Source organism: Leifsonia sp. NPDC058230 (assembly GCF_042882245.1).
Lineage (GTDB): Bacteria > Actinomycetota > Actinomycetes > Actinomycetales > Microbacteriaceae > Leifsonia.
In genome coordinates this window covers 317670-332213 of sequence record NZ_JBHVWM010000005.1, presented here as the reverse complement: position 1 = coordinate 332213, position 14544 = coordinate 317670, and the positions used below count along the sequence as shown (strand labels likewise).

Genomic DNA, 14544 nt, shown 5'->3' with positions numbered 1-14544 from the left:
CCATCTGCGAAAAGGAGGCCTGTAGCCTGTGAGCACAATGGATGCAGCCAACACCGACAGCGGTGCGGAGCGCCCCGAGACCCGTTCAACCGCAGCCCAGATCCGTCACGCCGAAATCCTCGACATCGTGCGCAGGGAGGGGCGGCTCGACGTCGCTCCGGGCGCGGCCAGACTGGGCATCACGCCCGAGACGCTGCGTCGCGACCTGCGAGCGCTGGAGCGCATCGGGCACATCCGGCGCAGCTACGGTGCCGCTTTTCCGGTGGAGAGCAGTCGCTTCGAGACCCCACTCGACTTCCGCGAAAACGCCAACTCGGAGGAGAAGGCACGGATTGCCGACGCGGCTGCCGGTCAGATCGGCCATGCTCAGACGATCTTCATCGACGAGGGGTTCCTGCCTCAGCTGGTCGCCCGGGCGCTGCCGGATGACCGCCCCCTCACCGTGGTGACCGCATCGCTCCCGGCTGCGAACGAGCTCGCTCAGCGACGCGAGGTGGAGGTGTTCCTGCTGGGCGGTCGCGTACGCGGGACGACGCTCGGCACGGTCGACCACTGGGCGACGACGATGCTCCAGTCCTTCGTGATCGACCTCGCGTACATCGGCGCGAACGGCATCTCGACAGAGCACGGGCTGACGACTCCGGACCCCGCGGTCGCGGCGGTGAAGCGTGCTGCGGTCGCAGCGTCGCGACAGCGCATCTTCATCGGAACGCACACCAAGTTCGGCGTCTCGAGCTTCTCTCGCTTCGCTGAGATCGGCGAGTTCGAGAAACTCGTGACCGGAGAACAGCTTTCGCCGCATCGCGCGCAACTCTTCTCCCAGTACGGCCCGAAGGTGCTGCGAGTCTGACCAAGAGCATGGAGATCTTCGATGCCCGCAACGCAGCGCCGGACACGCTCCGAGCCCTCCTCGGCACAACCGACTAGCGGCGCGGCCAATCGATCGCGTCGAGATCGATCACGGTCGGCTCGCCTTCTGCCCACGCGATCGTGACGACGGCCTTGTCGATCGTCACCCGCACCGCAGCGAGATCGGCGGGCGCCTCCGAGGCGTCGAGCGAGGCGAGCGCCACCAGCAGAGTGTCCTCGAAGACACCGTCGTCCGAGCGGCCGAACAGCTCGGGCACGAGCGCCACCCGACCGTATGCCGTTCCGTAGGTGGCGCGGGCCGCATGCGCCTGGGTCCATCCGATCACGGACCGCAACTGCGACGTCAGGGGTTCGTCCGTGACGTTGTCGGCGGTGGCGGCGACGAGGGTGGCCGGGTGTGCTGCTTCGATCCGCGACGACAGCACTTCGGGCGTCTCCGCTGCGACCGCCCAGCCTGCGAGGCGGACGGGCGTGCGCGGCGGCACACCGACCAGCCGATGGATGCGCACTTCGGCCGCGCCGCGGGCAGCCGTCACGCTCTCGATGCGGCAGGACGGCAGCACCGGGCCGTTCGATGCGGACGGGCTGGCGTCGAAAGGCGAGTAGACGGTGAAGCGCGGCGCGTGCCACGATGCGATCCAGTCGTCGCCACCACCGACTGCGTAAATGCGCCGTCGCACGCTCCATACGCCGCGGATGAGCAGCTGAAGATCGTTGTCGCTCGGGTTGTGCAGAGCGGTCGGTCCGGTGCGGGTCGAGTAGGCGAAGCGCGCGTAGAGCGGGTTGGGGGCGCCTGCATCGGCCTCGAACGGCTTGATCTGATCACTGCCGTGGTTGTGGACTCGTACGAGGCCGTCGGCCGCGGTCGCCTGGATCAGTTGCCCGGCTGGAACGAGCGAGCGCACGTAGTCCGTGGTGTCAGCCTCGAGCGATTCCTCCGTCGCCGTCCACAACGCGTGATCGGCAGGAAGCAGCAAGGCTGCGAAACCCTTGGATGTCCAGTATGGCGACCCCGGGCCCGAATACCGCTGTACGGTCGGCTCGTGCGGACCGTGCCAGCCGAGGTTGAGGATGCCGTCGGTGGTGGCGCCGCGCTCGAGGAAGTAGCGCAGGTCGGCCGATAGGATGCGTCGCGACTGCCCGGGGTTCAGCGGCGTGAACCCGGTGACCTCGCCCATCGCCACGGCGGCGAGCGTGGCCATCCGGTAGGTCATCGAACGACCGACATAGGTCGGCGCTCCGTTGCGGTCGAACGTGCGGGCGAACGAACCGAGGAACTCCTCGAGACGCGGGCCGAGGCGGTCGAGCAGCGCCGAGTCACCACGCAGCCGGGCATGCCAGATCGGGTAGAAGTGGAGCGCCCAGCCGATGTAGTGATCGAACGCCTCCCCTTCGCCGTCGCTGTACCAGCCCTCTCCCCGGTACCAGCCTTCGATGAGGGCGAGGCCGCGCTCGATTACATACGCCGTCTGGTCATCGGCCCGACCCACTCCCTCGAGGAAGCTCGCGATGGTGAAGGGGAAGAGGTACCAGTTGTTCGACGAGGGCTCCTGATCGATGGCATGACGCAACCAGTCGGCCACGCGATCCTGCTCCTCGCCGGTGAGCGTGTCCCAGGACGCCTCGCGGGTGAGGTGAAGACTCAGAGCGATGGATGCCGCCTCGACGTGCGGCTGCCCGTCGCGGCCGATGTGACCGATGACCGGCCACGAGTCTTCATCGTCGGAACCGACTGTGCGAGTGCCTTCCACGACGCCGGCGACGTAGCGGGACAAGTGGCCGTGCGGATCCCGACCCTCATTCCCCACATGGAGAAAGGCGGCAAGCAGGAAGGTGCGGGCGAATCCCTCGATTCCATCGGTGCGGATCCCCTGCTGCGATGGGAGGCCGGGCAGATCGATCCGTGCCCCGTGCGGCGAACTGAAACGAGCCGCCGAGAGCAGGAGGTCATCGGCGGCGGCGACCCAGTGTTCACGGGTGAGTCCGGTGAACGGGCTGAGTTCGCGGTTCTCGGCGGGGACCTTCACCCGGGTGAGAGCGGCGGCGAAGCGGTCGATGGGACCGAGAAAGCGGTCTGTCACAGTGTTCCTTGTCCTTCGGTGGTGAAAAGTGGTGCGGCCCAATCGTGCGCCGCGACCAGTGCTGCGTCGAGTGGCGGCAGCGTCGGATGCCATTTGCGCTCCCACTCGAGAGCCAGCCAGCCCGACCAGTGCGCAGCGTCGAGGGCGGCTGCGAGCTGGGCGACCGGATAGGAGCCGTCCCCGAGCGCCACGGGCACCGGGTCGGCCAGGCTGCGCTCATCCTTGATCTGCAGGTGCGCCAGCCAGGGCATCAGATCAGCCAGGGATTCGGCCGGGGTCTCGCCGTGCGACCAGCTGTGAGCAGTGTCCCAGAGCACGCGAGCCGGATTCTCCGTCACGGTCGCGTCGGCAGCCTGCAGGAAGCGCGCCAGGCGCCGGGCGGAGGAGTGCGAGTCGTGGGTCTCGATCAGCACGGGGATGTCGGAACCAGCCACGCGGGAGAGACGCTCGATGGCGCGCTCCTCACCTGGCGTCAGGGCGTCTCCAGCAACGGCGTCCTCGTCCTTCATGAAGACACGGACCCCTCCGGCGCCGAGTCTGCGAGCCAGGTCGAGGTTCCGGTCGAGATCGTCGTCGACGTCATCGACGGAGCACAGGCCGACGTAGGAGGCGACGCAGAGCACTTCGACCCCTTCGTCGCGGAACGCGCCGCCGATCTCCGTTGCCGCCGCGGCGCTCAGTCCGACGTTCACGACCTCGTCGGCAGCGCTTCGCAGTTCGACTCCGGGGGCGCGTCCATCCTGCGCGAACCGGATGATCTGCGCGACGGTCGCACCGGAGCAGCCGAGGGTGGAGAATCCGAGCCGGCGGCTCATCCCTTGATCCCCGAGTTCGCCAGTCCAGCGATGAAGTAGCGCTGCCCGAACACGAAGAGCAGGATCATCGGGAGCACGGCCAGGGTGGAAATGGCCATGAGGAACGGCCATTGCGGTTGCCCGGATGATGACTGGGCGAATGTCGCGAGGCCGAACTGCAGCGGTCTCAGATCTTCCGAACTGGTCGCTACGAGGGGCCAGATGAAGCCGTTCCAGGCCGACTCGACATTGAACAACGCGATGGTCACGAAGGCCGGACGCGCCAGCGGCGCCATGATCCGGAAGAAGATCGCGATCTCGCTGAGTCCGTCCATTCTGGCCGCGTCTGCCAGGTCAGCCGGCAGGGAGACGAAGAACTGCCGTGCCAGGAACACGTAGAGCGGAGCCGAGATGAACGGGATGATGAGCGCCCACCAGGTGTTGATCCAGCCGGTGCCTCCCTGACCGAGCCAGTCGTTTCCGCCGGCGAACGGTACCGAGCGCACCACGATGAACAAGGGCACGATCAGCACCTGGAACGGCACGCCGAGTAGAAGAATGAAGTAGGTGAGGATGCCGCCTTTGAACCGCACCGGGAGCTGAGCGAGCGCATACCCCGCGGCCGTGGAGATGAACAGCAACGGAATGGTCTGAGCGACCACCACGATCAGGCTGTTGCGGAAGTACATGAGGAAGGGCGCTGCATTGAATGCGTCCAGATAGTTCTGCCAGTGGAACTCCTTCGGCAGCCACGAGAACGAGCTCACCTCGTCGAGAGACTTGAGGGAAGTGAGGATCATCCAGATAAACGGCACGACCATCAGCAGACCGCCGAGGCTCAGCACGACATAGAGGAGGACCCTCCCCGGAGTGACTGCGGCCTTCGGCCGATGACGTTCGACTCCTCGACGGGGCGCTTCGGGTGTGACGAGGGCGGGAGTGGCTTCGGTGATCGTCATCAGAGCTCCTTGCGATCGCGCTGGGTGAGGCGTCCGAGGTAGATCATGATGCCGACGAAGACGAACATGATCACGGTCTCCGCCGAGGCGTAGCCGATCTGCAGACGCGAGAAGGCGTTAGTGAAGATGTCGAAGGTGAGCACGTTCGTGGCATTGGCGGGGCCGCCCTGCGTCATCACGTAGACGAGATCGAAGACCTGGAACGATCCGGCGATGGAGGTGACCAGCACGAAGAACTGCACGGGGCGAAGCGCTGGCCAGGTCACGTTCCAGAACAGCTGCCAACGATTCGCACCGTCGAGTCTGGCGGCCTCGATCAGCTCCTGCGACACTCCCTGGAGGGCGGCGAGGTAGATGATCATCTTGGCACCGAGTCCCTGCCAGATGCCGATCAGCATGAGCGCCGGAAGCGCAATGTCCGGGTCTGTCAGCCACCCGGAACGACCGATGCCGAAGAAGGCGAGCACCTCGTTGGCGAGACCGCTCGACGGATTGTAGATCCAGAGCCACACCGTTGAGACGGCGACCGCTGAGGTGACGACGGGGATGTAGAAGAGCGTGCGGAAGAGTCCTCTCGCCCTGATATGAACGTTGAGTCCGAGCGCGATCAGGAGGGCGACCGCCATGCCGACCGGAACGACCACGAGCGTGTACGCGAGCGTGTTCAGCAGTGCGGTGCGGAACGTGTCGTCCTGAAAGAGCTTGATGTAATTGCCCAGCCAGACCCAATCGCCTTGGCCGACCACCCGGGCGTCCGTGAATCCGAGCGTGACGACGATGATCGTCGGCAAGGCCATGAAGATCACCGAGTGGATGAGCGCTGGAATCAGCAGGATCCATCCCGCCTTCGCCTTCGCGCGCGAGACACCCGCCAGCCTGGGCGAGGAGGGTCTGCGAGGTTCCGCGACCCGGCCGGTCGTGGTCACGGGTACCGCGGGGATCGTGGTCGTCACGTGATCTCTCCTTCGAGTCCGATGAGAACGGTGCCGCGGGCGGGACGGGATCCGCCCGCCCGCGACGGGGATGGACGTCTAGCCTTCAGCGACCTTCTTGAGCGCTTCGAGCGTCGACTTCGCCTCGGCTTTGCCCAGGATGACCTGGTCGAGTGACGGGCCGAACTTGGCACGGAAGTCGAGGAACGTCGGTCCGCCGTACTCGAACACGCCTTTGTCGAGGTTCTTGAAGGCGAACGACGAGGCCGGGTTCGATTTGACGAACGAGCTGTCGCCCGCATCCTTGTTCACAGGGACGCCCACGTCGATCTTGGAGATCTCCTCCTGGATCGTCGGATCCTGGAATGCCTTCAGCATCGCGAGGTCGGCGCCCGTGTACTTGGAGCCTTCACCGATGGCCGCGATGCGACCGCCGACGTACTCGACCTCCTTCTTGTCCTTCAGATTGAAGTACACGAGGTCTTTGCACTTGTCGCCGATGCCGCCCTCGCCTGTGCCGCAGTCGACGTATGGGCCGGTGAAGCCCATCGCCGCCTCGCCCGTCGTGACGAGCGCCGTCTTGGCGGAGTTCTGATAGCCGTAGGTGGACGACTTGTCCACCGAGATCATGTCGTGGATCAGGCTGAGCGCATCGACGCCCGCGTTTCCGGCGAACGTGGGCTTGCCCTTGGTGAACTCCTGAGCGCCGAGCGCACCCATGAACGCCACGAACTGCTGCCGGTAGTTGCTGGGCGGTGCCCAGAAGTCGAATCCGGTCTGGGTGATCGTGCCCGAGCCGTCGCGGATGGTGAGCTTCTTCGCGTCGGCGCGGAGCTCATCCAGTGTCTGGGGCGCCTTGTTCGGGTCGAGTCCAGCCTTCTCGAACGCACTCTTGCTGTAGGCGAGCACGCGCGGGTTGGCGACCACCGGGACTGCGTACACGTCGTTCTCGTACAGCATCGGATCGACGAAGCTCGGGTAGACGGTCTTCTCCAGCGTCTTCTCGGTAATACCGAGTTTCGTAAGGCTCTGAATGGCGTGAAGATCGGCGAGCGGCTGCACCCAGCCGATGCCGGCGCTGATGACGTCGTAGTTCTGGCCGGATGCGAGAGAGGTCGAGATCTTCTGGTTCAGGCTGTCGTATGGGACGAAGTCCGATTCGACCTTGATGTTCGGGTACGTCTTGTGAAAGATGTCGACGATCTTGCCGAACACCGATTGACCGACATTGTTCGCTGGAAAGTTCGCGACGAGAACACGGATGGTGCCCGTCTGGTTCTTGTCGCCGGTCGCCGACGGAGTGCCCGAGTTTCCCGAGCATCCGGCCAGAGCGAGCGCGGCGGCGACGGCAATCGCCGTGAAGCCGAGTCTCTTCTTCATGCTGTGTGACCTCCTTGTCAGCTCACCGCACACCGGGTAAGCGCTTTCTCCATTGCAGTCGGCTCCCCACCGATGGGCAACGGACAGTGAGGCCCACGTGGTGCACGGTTCAGGTCCGTTTCACCGCGAGGTCGTTTTCGACGTGCTTGGGTAGTGTCGGAAAGTCCTGCGCTCACGATCGACGGAGACCCGATGAGAATCATTTCTTGGCTGGACACCCTGGGCAATGCCCTGCTCCTCCAGCTCCTCTTCCTCGCGTTCTCGCTGCCCGTCATCACTGCGGCGCCGGCCGCGATCGCGTTGCAGCGCCAATTCCGTGACCTGTGCCAGGGCGAGAAGACGGGGATGCGCAGCTACGCTCTCGAGTTCGTCTCGGCCTGGCGAGCGGCGTGGCCGATCGGAATCCTGTTCCCACTCGCCGCGGTCGGGTTCGCTGTCGGGATCCCGTTCTGGTACTCGAGCGGATCATGGCTCGGAACGACCGCGATGGTCGTGCTCATCTGCTTGGCCGGACTCGCCTTGGCGTTCTGGCTGGCGTTTCTCTGGGCCGCCGACAGCGACCGTGCCACCTCCCGCTCGGCCTGGCGCGCCTGGGCGGCAGCAGCGGCAGCAGCCCTGGTGCAGCGCTCAGGTCGCGTTCTGTGGGGTCTGGTGCTCCTGGTCACCTGGCTCGCACTCGCAGCGTTCTTCCTGCCCGCACTGCTGGTCGGCGCGGGGCTGGCGCCGGCCGCGATCGTCTACTGGACGCTCAGCGGACGACCGACCGACGCGGTGGCCGACGGTCAGGCCAGGCGGTCGTAGTTCGCTTCGTTCACCTCGAAGCGCAGGCCGACCCCTGAGGCGAATCGCTCGATCTCCTCGACCACGATCGCACCCTGAGTGCGTCGAGAATGCGTGGTGACCGCGCCGATGTGCGGCGTCAGCATCACGTTCGGCAGCGACCAGAGCGGGTCGCCTGCCGGAAGGGGCTCCACGTCGAAGACGTCGAGAGCCGCACTGATCCGGCCGGAGCGAAGCTCCGCCACGAGCGCAGCCGAATCGATGATCGCGGAGCGGGCGGTATTCACGAACACCGCCCCATCCTGAAGAAGGGCGAAACGCCCTGCCGTGAGCATCCCCCTCGTCTCGTGGGTGACGGGGGCGTGCAGCGCCACAACCGGACACGACGCGAGCAGGGCATCGAGCTCGACCAGGTCAACGCCCATGTCTCTCGCTTCGGCGGGATGCAGGTACGGGTCGGACACGACGACCTCAGCACCGAGCGCGGTCACCAACTCGATGTACGAGCGTCCGACGCGGCTGGCGCCGATCACACCGATACGCGTACCAGCGATCGTGCGTCCGAGCCCGAAGCCGAGAGCGCCCGACCAGTCCCCGTGAACCATCCGCCGGTCTACGGCGTACAGCCTGCGAAGCAGGGACTGCGTGAAGAAGAGGGCCAGCTCGGCGACGCTGGTCGCCATACCGGCCGCCGCCTGCGTCACACGCACGCCGTCTGCGACCAACGTCTTGGGCACCAGCCAGCGGACAGTGCCTGCGCTGTGGGCGATCAGCTTGAGCCGGGCGCCCTGCTCGAGGGTCGCGGGAAGCGCCGCCGACCCCCATCCAGTGACCAGGATGTCGGCATCGAGGCGTTTGAGATCGGGGACCCTCGCCGAGCTCGCCCTCTGAACATCGGCCACACGATCAAGCCTCATCAGCGTCTGCACATCGAATAGATCGTGCTCGAGCTCGGGGCTGAGATCGAGGAGCAGTCTCGGACGCGTCATTGGTTCCCCTTCACAGAAGTCGCATCAGCACGACACAGCGACTGCTGGTCGGAAAGCGGTTCCCGCCTAGAGTAGGCAGGCCCGCAAAGGGGCCGCAATCAAGCTATCGATCACCCGAACCCTGCGGGCGCGGCCACGGCTGATTCGGGCACGAGCGAGCCACCACTCTTGGGATGCGGACGTACGTTTCGTGTCCGTTCCTGCCTCAGACCCTCGTTCGCGCGCCCGGTCCGAGGGACCTCACGAGGTCGCCGTGCGGTGCTCCGTGGCCAGCCGGCGGTAGGTGGCCGCGTTGCGGGCGATCGACGCGATCTCCTCATCCGTCAGCGTGCGCCGGACCTTACCGGGCACCCCGGCGACCAGGGAACCCGCTGGAACGACCATGCCTTGGGTGATCAGCGCCCCTGCCGCTATGAGGGAGCCGGTGCCGATCACCGCACCGTTCATGATCGTTGCACTCATGCCGACCAGCACGTCGTCCTCGATCGTGCAGCCGTGCAGCACAGCATTGTGTCCGATGGAAACCCTCTCGCCGATCGCGAGAGCGGCACCGGGGTCGACGTGCGCGGAGACGTTGTCCTGCACGTTCGAGTCGCGACCGATCGAGATCGACGTGTTGTCCGCGCGCACCACCGCGCCGTACCAGATGCTCGCGCCGTCGGCGATCGACACGTCCCCGACGACAATGGCGCCTGGGGCGACCCACGCACCCTCGGCCACGAGCGGCGCGCGCCCGCCGGACAGTTCGACGATCAGGGCCCTATCGCTCGCCGTCATCGCGTGGCCGCTTCATCGTCCGGGAGGGGAAGACCGTGCCTGCGCACGACGGTGGCGTCGAACGAGCGCTCGCCGTGCACCGCGAGTTCTTCGAGCGCAGCCTTGGGGTCGCCGGCCGCTACGAGCTCGAGCAGACGACGATGACGGCTGACGTGTTCGAGCAGGTTCTCATGGAAGCGTTCGCGGGCGATGAGGTTGCGGGACATGCACAGCAGCACCTGCTGCTGAACCGAGCCGTAAATCTCCTCGAGCCGACGATGCTCGGCTATCCGGATCAGTCGCGAGTGGAACGCATAGCCGGCCTGAACGAGGGCGCCACGGTCTTCCAGACGGGCGAAGCGCTCCATCTCCTCCAGCGCCTCGCGTGCCGGTTCGAGCAGCTCGGGGGTGCGCACGGGGATTCCGAGCTCGAAAGCTGTCCGCTCGAGTGCCGAACGCAACGTCAGGATCTCATAGACGTCGTGGTCGGTGAGCGTTGCGACGAAGGACCCGCGACGGGGTCGCGTGAACACGAGGCCCTCGTTCTCCAGGAGGCGAAGCGCCTCACGGAGTGGAGGCCGGCTGATGTCCAGTTCTCCGGTCAGTCGTTCTTCATGCAAGCGCTCGCCCGGCTGAAGTTCGCCCGCGAGGATCCGGTTGCGGATCGCCTCCACGGCGAGCTTGACCAAACTCGGCGACTCCAGCCTGTTTTCGCTACCCGCGTGCTGAGCTCGCAGGTCGGTGATCTCGCCCATGGACCCTCCCGGCCATTCTGCGGCGACAGATCTGCGCCGACGAGGCTCACACTATCTCAGAAATTGCCTCTTGCAGAAAGTAGTTTGTATCTTGTAGACATTAGTCAAAAGGAAATCACGTCAGCCCCACGGGGCATCGCACATTCCCACCACTCAGAGTCGAGGAGGACCTGTGTCAGTCAACCCGGATAGAACGGTCGCGTTGGTCGGCCTCGGCAATCTCGGGCGAGCGATCGCCGCGCGGTTTCTGGAGCGCGGCTGGCAGGTTTCCGTGCTCGACAGGGACCTCGGACGTGTCGAAGAGCTGACGAGTCGAGGCGCACGGTCCGTGGACGCTGCTGGTCTCGCAGACAGCCGGTTCGTCTGTTTCGCGGTCCCCGACGACGCCGCCGTTCGCGATGTGCTCGACGGCGGCCTGCGAGAGGCGCTGACGTCAGAGAACACGATCGTGGTGCACAGCACGGTGTTGCCGGAGCGCGCGCGGCAACTGGCGGAGCTGGTCGGCGACGCTGCCTTTCTGGATGTGCCCGTCTCCGGCGGCGCCGAGCGCGCCGAGAGCGGCGCGCTCACACTCTTCGTCGGCGGGGACGAGCGAGAGATCTCCGACGCGGACCCGCTTCTCACCGAACTCGGGGATCAACGGTTCGTGCTCGGCGGCGTCGGTACGGCGTCGGCTGCGAAACTCGCGCACCAGCTCATCCTGTTCTCATCCCTCGCCGGAGTGCACGAGGCGCTTCGCCTCACCGCTGCATACGGGGTGGCCGATGATGCTGTGCTCGAAGCAGTCAACACCGGTCTGGCCGACACCTGGGCCGGGCGCAACTGGGGCTTCTTCGACCGGCTCACCGCGGAGTACGAACGCGCAGGGGTACCCCGCTCAGAACGGCCGTACCAGAAAGATCTGCTCGAAGTCGTGGACGCAGCCCGGTCCGCTGACATCGACGTGCCGCTGGCGCGTCTCCTCTCGGAGTCGCTCCCCGGTGTTGTCGAGCAGCACGCAGCCGACTGGGCGAAGAAGGAAGGTGCACTCCGATGACAGCATCAACCGCACTCATCAACGAGCTGCCCGGCATCGCAGGCGGTGCCAAACGGCCAGGCCGCGTCAAGCGCGGACTGCTGCAGAAGCGCGAGGGTCGGACGGCATTCCTCTTCCTGCTCCCCTGGCTGATCGGATTGATCGGGCTGACCCTCGGCCCGATGATCTACTCGCTCTACCTGTCCTTCACGAAATACAACCTGCTGAGCGCGCCTCAATGGATCGGGATCGACAACTTCGTGAAGATGACGCAGGACCCGAGGTACTGGGAATCGGTGCGGGTCACCCTGGTCTACGTCGTCATCTCCGTACCGGTCGTGCTCATCGTCTCGATGGTCGTGGCTCTCATGATGAACGCGAGCATCAAGTTCATCACCGGCTATCGCGCGCTGTTCTACCTGCCGTCCCTGCTCGGCGCGAGCGTCGCGATCGCCACGCTCTGGCGCCAGATCTTCGGTGACTCGGGACTGGTGAACAACGCTCTAGCCGCCCTCGGCATCCACCACGGCAGCTGGATCGGCGACCCATCGAGTGCGCTGGGGGTGATCATCAGCCTGAATGCCTGGGCATTCGGCTCGACGATGATCATCTTCCTGGCCGGGCTGCGGCAGGTGCCTCGAGAGTTGTACGAGGCGGCCTCGGTCGACGGCGCCGGTCGGTTGCGCCGGTTCTGGAGCGTCACGCTACCGAGCATGAGTCCGCTGATCTTCTTCAGTCTCCTTCTCGACACGGTCCACGCCTTCCAGGCGTTCACCGGCGCCTACGTGATCAGCGGCGGCAACGGCGGACCGGCGGACTCCACGCTGTTCTACACGCTCTACCTGTACCAGCAGGGCTTCACCCAGCTGAACATGGGCTACGCGAGCGCCATGGCGTGGGTGCTCGTGGTCGTGCTCGCCGGATTCACCGGATTCCTCTTCTTCACGGCCAAGTACTGGGTCCACTACGGAGATCGCTGATGACCACTCTGACAACCGACCGACCGCCGGCAGCGAAACAGGGCAAGCCCCCGCTCATGGCGCGGATCGTGCGCAAGCCGAAGAACCGCGTCGCCGTCACCATCGCACGGCACGCCGTGCTGATCGTGATCCTGATCGCCATGCTCTATCCGCTGCTCTGGATGGTCGCCGCCTCGTTCCGTCCGAACGACGAGATCTTCAAGAGCCTCGGCATCTTGTCGACCAACTACACCCTCGACAACTACAAGAACGGCTGGACGGGGAACGGAGCACTCAACTTCTCGCAGTTCTTCCTGAACTCGCTGATCATCTCGGCTCTGTCGGTCGTCGGAAACCTGATCGCGTGCTCGCTCACCGCCTACGCGTTCGCTCGGATGGAGTTCCCCTTCAAGCGCATCCTCTTCGCGCTGCTGCTCGGGACCCTTCTGCTGCCGTATCACGTCACGCTCGTACCGCAGTACATCCTGTTCAACCAGCTGAATCTGATCAACACGTTCGCACCGCTCATCGCGCCGCACTATCTCGCGACCGACGCGTTCTTCGTGTTCCTCATGGTCCAGTTCATCCGCGCCCTCCCCCGCGACCTCGACGATGCAGCAAAAATCGACGGGGCCGGGCACTGGGGGATCTTCACCCGCATCATCCTGCCGCTCGCCCTGCCGGCCATCGGCACGACGGCGCTGTTCACGTTCATCAACACCTGGAACGACTTCCTCGGGCCGCTGCTCTACCTCAGCAACAGCCAACTCTGGACGGTCCCGATCGGACTGAACGCGTTCCTCGACGCCACCGGCGGCCAGAGCTCATACGGCTCCCTGTTCGCCATGGCCACCCTCTCCCTCGCACCCCTGGTCGGCTTTTTCATCGCCTTCCAGAAGCTGCTCATCGAGGGCATCGCTACATCCGGAATCAAATGAAAGGTACGGCAATGAAGCTCACCAAGAACGCCTTCCCTGCTGTAGTTGCCAGCGTCACAGCAGCGCTGCTGCTCGCCGGCTGCTCCAGCTCCGCGCCCGCGCCGTCCGCCTCCGCGGGCAAGCCGAGCGGCAGCATCCAGCTCAGCTACTGGGGTTCATCCACTCGTGTCGCCAAGTACACCAAGATCGACCAGCTCTTCGAGGAGAAGTTCCCCGGCACCACCGTGCAGGCCTCAGCGGGCGACTTCGCGACGTACTTCGACAAGCTCAACGTGCAGGCGGCCAGCAAGTCCCTTCCCTGTGTGACGACACTGCAGACCCGGCAGCTCAACGACTACACCACCAACGGGACCATGAAAGACCTCGACCCTCTGGTGAAGTCCGGTCAGATCGACGTCAGCGACATCCCCAAGAGCGTGCTCGACACCGGGCGTGGCCCGGACGGCAAGCTCTACATGATCCCCTTCGGTGTCGCGTGGAACGCCGACACCATCAACGGCGCCATCGCGAAGAAGTACGACATCCCACTGCTCAAGCAGGGCTACACCTGGGATGACTACGGCGCCTGGCTGAAGGATGCGGCCTCCAAGCTGCCCGACGGGATCAAGGCCACCGACGACCAGGGGCAGGACGAGCCGACCTTCTCCGCGTACGTCATCTCCAACGGGCACGACATGTTCAACGACAAGGGCAAGATCGGCTTCTCCAAGTCAGTGCTCCAGCAGTACTGGGAGATGTGGCAGAAGTACTCCAAGGCCGGATACACCACCACCCCGCAGCAGAACGCGGAGGAACCGGCCCAGCTCGAGCAGTTCGATGTGACGCTGGGCAAAGTGCTCAGCGAGCAGACCGCCGGCAACGCGCTTCCCGGCATCATGGCCGCGGCGCCCACAGCAGACGTGACGACGATGGCCTTCCCCACGGGCAAGTCCGGGCTCGGCAACATGTTCTTCGTCAGCGGCTACTCCATCCCGGTGAGCTGCTCGAATGTGACCACCGCGGCCGCGTACATCGACTTCTGGACGAACAACGACGACGCCTCCAACGCGTTCGCCTCTGACAACGGTGCCGTCGCGAACTCGCGGCAGCTCAAAGACCAGATCGCAACCGCCACCGGTGGTGTGAAGACCGTCCTCGAGCAGTACCAGTACATCCTCGGCGAGAAGGTGCCCGCGCAGACCATCCCCTCCGGCTACAACGCGGTCTTCGAGCAGTCGTTCCTGCGGAACTACCAGGACATCGCGTTCGGACGGAAGACAGTGAAGCAGGCGGTCGATGCGTTCTTCTCCGAGGCGAACGCGAGCCTCGGCACTAAGTGACGGACAAGGGATGAGCG

The 14544-nt window shown here is 65.2% G+C and carries 14 protein-coding genes; 6 read left to right on the top strand and 8 right to left on the bottom strand.

The features are described from left to right. The first annotated feature begins 37 nt into the window (after positions 1-37). Positions 38-850 carry a DeoR/GlpR family DNA-binding transcription regulator gene (locus tag ACFVV0_RS17560; protein ID WP_387065986.1) on the top strand — a complete coding sequence of 271 codons (813 nt, stop codon included), beginning with the start codon at positions 38-40 and terminating at the stop codon, positions 848-850. Positions 851-923: 73 nt separating this feature from the next. Here ACFVV0_RS17560 and ACFVV0_RS17555 read toward each other — a convergent pair whose 3' ends face one another. From ACFVV0_RS17555 to ACFVV0_RS17535, 5 genes are all read right to left on the bottom strand, one after another. Next, complete coding sequence (locus ACFVV0_RS17555; RefSeq protein WP_387065983.1) at positions 924-2951, bottom strand: DUF2264 domain-containing protein; 2028 nt, start codon at positions 2949-2951, stop codon at positions 924-926. Continuing rightward, positions 2948-3766 carry a sugar phosphate isomerase/epimerase family protein gene (locus ACFVV0_RS17550; RefSeq protein ID WP_387065980.1) on the bottom strand — a complete coding sequence of 273 codons (819 nt, stop codon included), beginning with the start codon at positions 3764-3766 and terminating at the stop codon, positions 2948-2950. The genes ACFVV0_RS17555 and ACFVV0_RS17550 overlap by 4 nt, the downstream gene beginning before the upstream one ends. Then, positions 3763-4704, bottom strand: a complete 942-nt coding sequence (locus ACFVV0_RS17545; protein ID WP_387065976.1) for a carbohydrate ABC transporter permease — start codon at positions 4702-4704, stop codon at positions 3763-3765. Before ACFVV0_RS17545 ends, ACFVV0_RS17550 begins: the two co-directional genes overlap by 4 nt. Next, complete coding sequence (locus tag ACFVV0_RS17540) at positions 4704-5657, bottom strand: carbohydrate ABC transporter permease (protein ID WP_387065974.1); 954 nt, start codon at positions 5655-5657, stop codon at positions 4704-4706. The genes ACFVV0_RS17545 and ACFVV0_RS17540 overlap by 1 nt, the downstream gene beginning before the upstream one ends. A gap of 78 nt (positions 5658-5735) precedes the next feature. After that, entirely contained in the window at positions 5736-7016 is a 1281-nt protein-coding gene (locus ACFVV0_RS17535; protein WP_387065971.1) for an extracellular solute-binding protein, read from the bottom strand. A gap of 192 nt (positions 7017-7208) precedes the next feature. On the opposite strand from ACFVV0_RS17535, the gene ACFVV0_RS17530 reads away from it, so the two are divergent. Then, positions 7209-7817, top strand: a complete 609-nt coding sequence (locus ACFVV0_RS17530; protein ID WP_387065968.1) for a hypothetical protein — start codon at positions 7209-7211, stop codon at positions 7815-7817. Here the strand turns inward: ACFVV0_RS17530 and ACFVV0_RS17525 are convergent. The 3 genes from ACFVV0_RS17525 to ACFVV0_RS17515 form a co-directional block, all read right to left on the bottom strand. Then, entirely contained in the window at positions 7799-8785 is a 987-nt protein-coding gene (locus ACFVV0_RS17525; protein WP_387065965.1) for a hydroxyacid dehydrogenase, read from the bottom strand. The genes ACFVV0_RS17530 and ACFVV0_RS17525 overlap by 19 nt on opposite strands. A 240-nt stretch (positions 8786-9025) precedes the next feature. Further along, on the bottom strand, positions 9026-9562 hold the full coding sequence (locus ACFVV0_RS17520; protein WP_387065963.1) for a gamma carbonic anhydrase family protein: 537 nt from the start codon (positions 9560-9562) through the stop codon (positions 9026-9028). Continuing rightward, positions 9559-10296, bottom strand: a complete 738-nt coding sequence (locus ACFVV0_RS17515; RefSeq protein WP_387065961.1) for a GntR family transcriptional regulator — start codon at positions 10294-10296, stop codon at positions 9559-9561. Before ACFVV0_RS17515 ends, ACFVV0_RS17520 begins: the two co-directional genes overlap by 4 nt. A gap of 172 nt (positions 10297-10468) precedes the next feature. On the opposite strand from ACFVV0_RS17515, the gene ACFVV0_RS17510 reads away from it, so the two are divergent. The 4 genes from ACFVV0_RS17510 to ACFVV0_RS17495 are packed head-to-tail and all read left to right on the top strand — an operon-like array spanning position 10469 to position 14527. Next, on the top strand, positions 10469-11332 hold the full coding sequence (locus ACFVV0_RS17510; protein WP_387065958.1) for an NAD(P)-dependent oxidoreductase: 864 nt from the start codon (positions 10469-10471) through the stop codon (positions 11330-11332). Beyond that, the gene (locus tag ACFVV0_RS17505; protein WP_387065956.1) at positions 11329-12291 is read left to right on the top strand and encodes a carbohydrate ABC transporter permease; all 963 of its coding nucleotides are present in this window, start codon (positions 11329-11331) and stop codon (positions 12289-12291) included. The genes ACFVV0_RS17510 and ACFVV0_RS17505 overlap by 4 nt, the downstream gene beginning before the upstream one ends. After that, positions 12291-13208 carry a carbohydrate ABC transporter permease gene (locus ACFVV0_RS17500; protein WP_387065954.1) on the top strand — a complete coding sequence of 306 codons (918 nt, stop codon included), beginning with the start codon at positions 12291-12293 and terminating at the stop codon, positions 13206-13208. The genes ACFVV0_RS17505 and ACFVV0_RS17500 overlap by 1 nt, the downstream gene beginning before the upstream one ends. Positions 13209-13219: 11 nt before the next feature. Then, complete coding sequence (locus tag ACFVV0_RS17495; RefSeq protein ID WP_387065951.1) at positions 13220-14527, top strand: ABC transporter substrate-binding protein; 1308 nt, start codon at positions 13220-13222, stop codon at positions 14525-14527. Positions 14528-14544 lie beyond the last annotated feature (17 nt).

Bases quoted from the DNA above. Each gene is read 5' to 3' on its own strand.
- ACFVV0_RS17505 (WP_387065956.1), top strand. From the start codon at position 11,329: ATGACAGCATCAACCGCACTCATCAACGAGCTGCCCGGCATCGCAGGC.
- ACFVV0_RS17530 (WP_387065968.1), top strand. From the start codon at position 7,209: ATGAGAATCATTTCTTGGCTGGACACCCTGGGCAATGCCCTGCTCCTC.
- ACFVV0_RS17495 (WP_387065951.1), top strand. From the start codon at position 13,220: ATGAAGCTCACCAAGAACGCCTTCCCTGCTGTAGTTGCCAGCGTCACA.
- ACFVV0_RS17550 (WP_387065980.1), bottom strand. From the start codon at position 3,766: ATGAGCCGCCGGCTCGGATTCTCCACCCTCGGCTGCTCCGGTGCGACC.
- ACFVV0_RS17500 (WP_387065954.1), top strand. From the start codon at position 12,291: ATGACCACTCTGACAACCGACCGACCGCCGGCAGCGAAACAGGGCAAG.
- ACFVV0_RS17535 (WP_387065971.1), bottom strand. From the start codon at position 7,016: ATGAAGAAGAGACTCGGCTTCACGGCGATTGCCGTCGCCGCCGCGCTC.
- ACFVV0_RS17520 (WP_387065963.1), bottom strand. From the start codon at position 9,562: ATGACGGCGAGCGATAGGGCCCTGATCGTCGAACTGTCCGGCGGGCGC.
- ACFVV0_RS17515 (WP_387065961.1), bottom strand. From the start codon at position 10,296: ATGGGCGAGATCACCGACCTGCGAGCTCAGCACGCGGGTAGCGAAAAC.
- ACFVV0_RS17545 (WP_387065976.1), bottom strand. From the start codon at position 4,704: ATGACGATCACCGAAGCCACTCCCGCCCTCGTCACACCCGAAGCGCCC.
- ACFVV0_RS17525 (WP_387065965.1), bottom strand. From the start codon at position 8,785: ATGACGCGTCCGAGACTGCTCCTCGATCTCAGCCCCGAGCTCGAGCAC.
- ACFVV0_RS17560 (WP_387065986.1), top strand. From the start codon at position 38: ATGGATGCAGCCAACACCGACAGCGGTGCGGAGCGCCCCGAGACCCGT.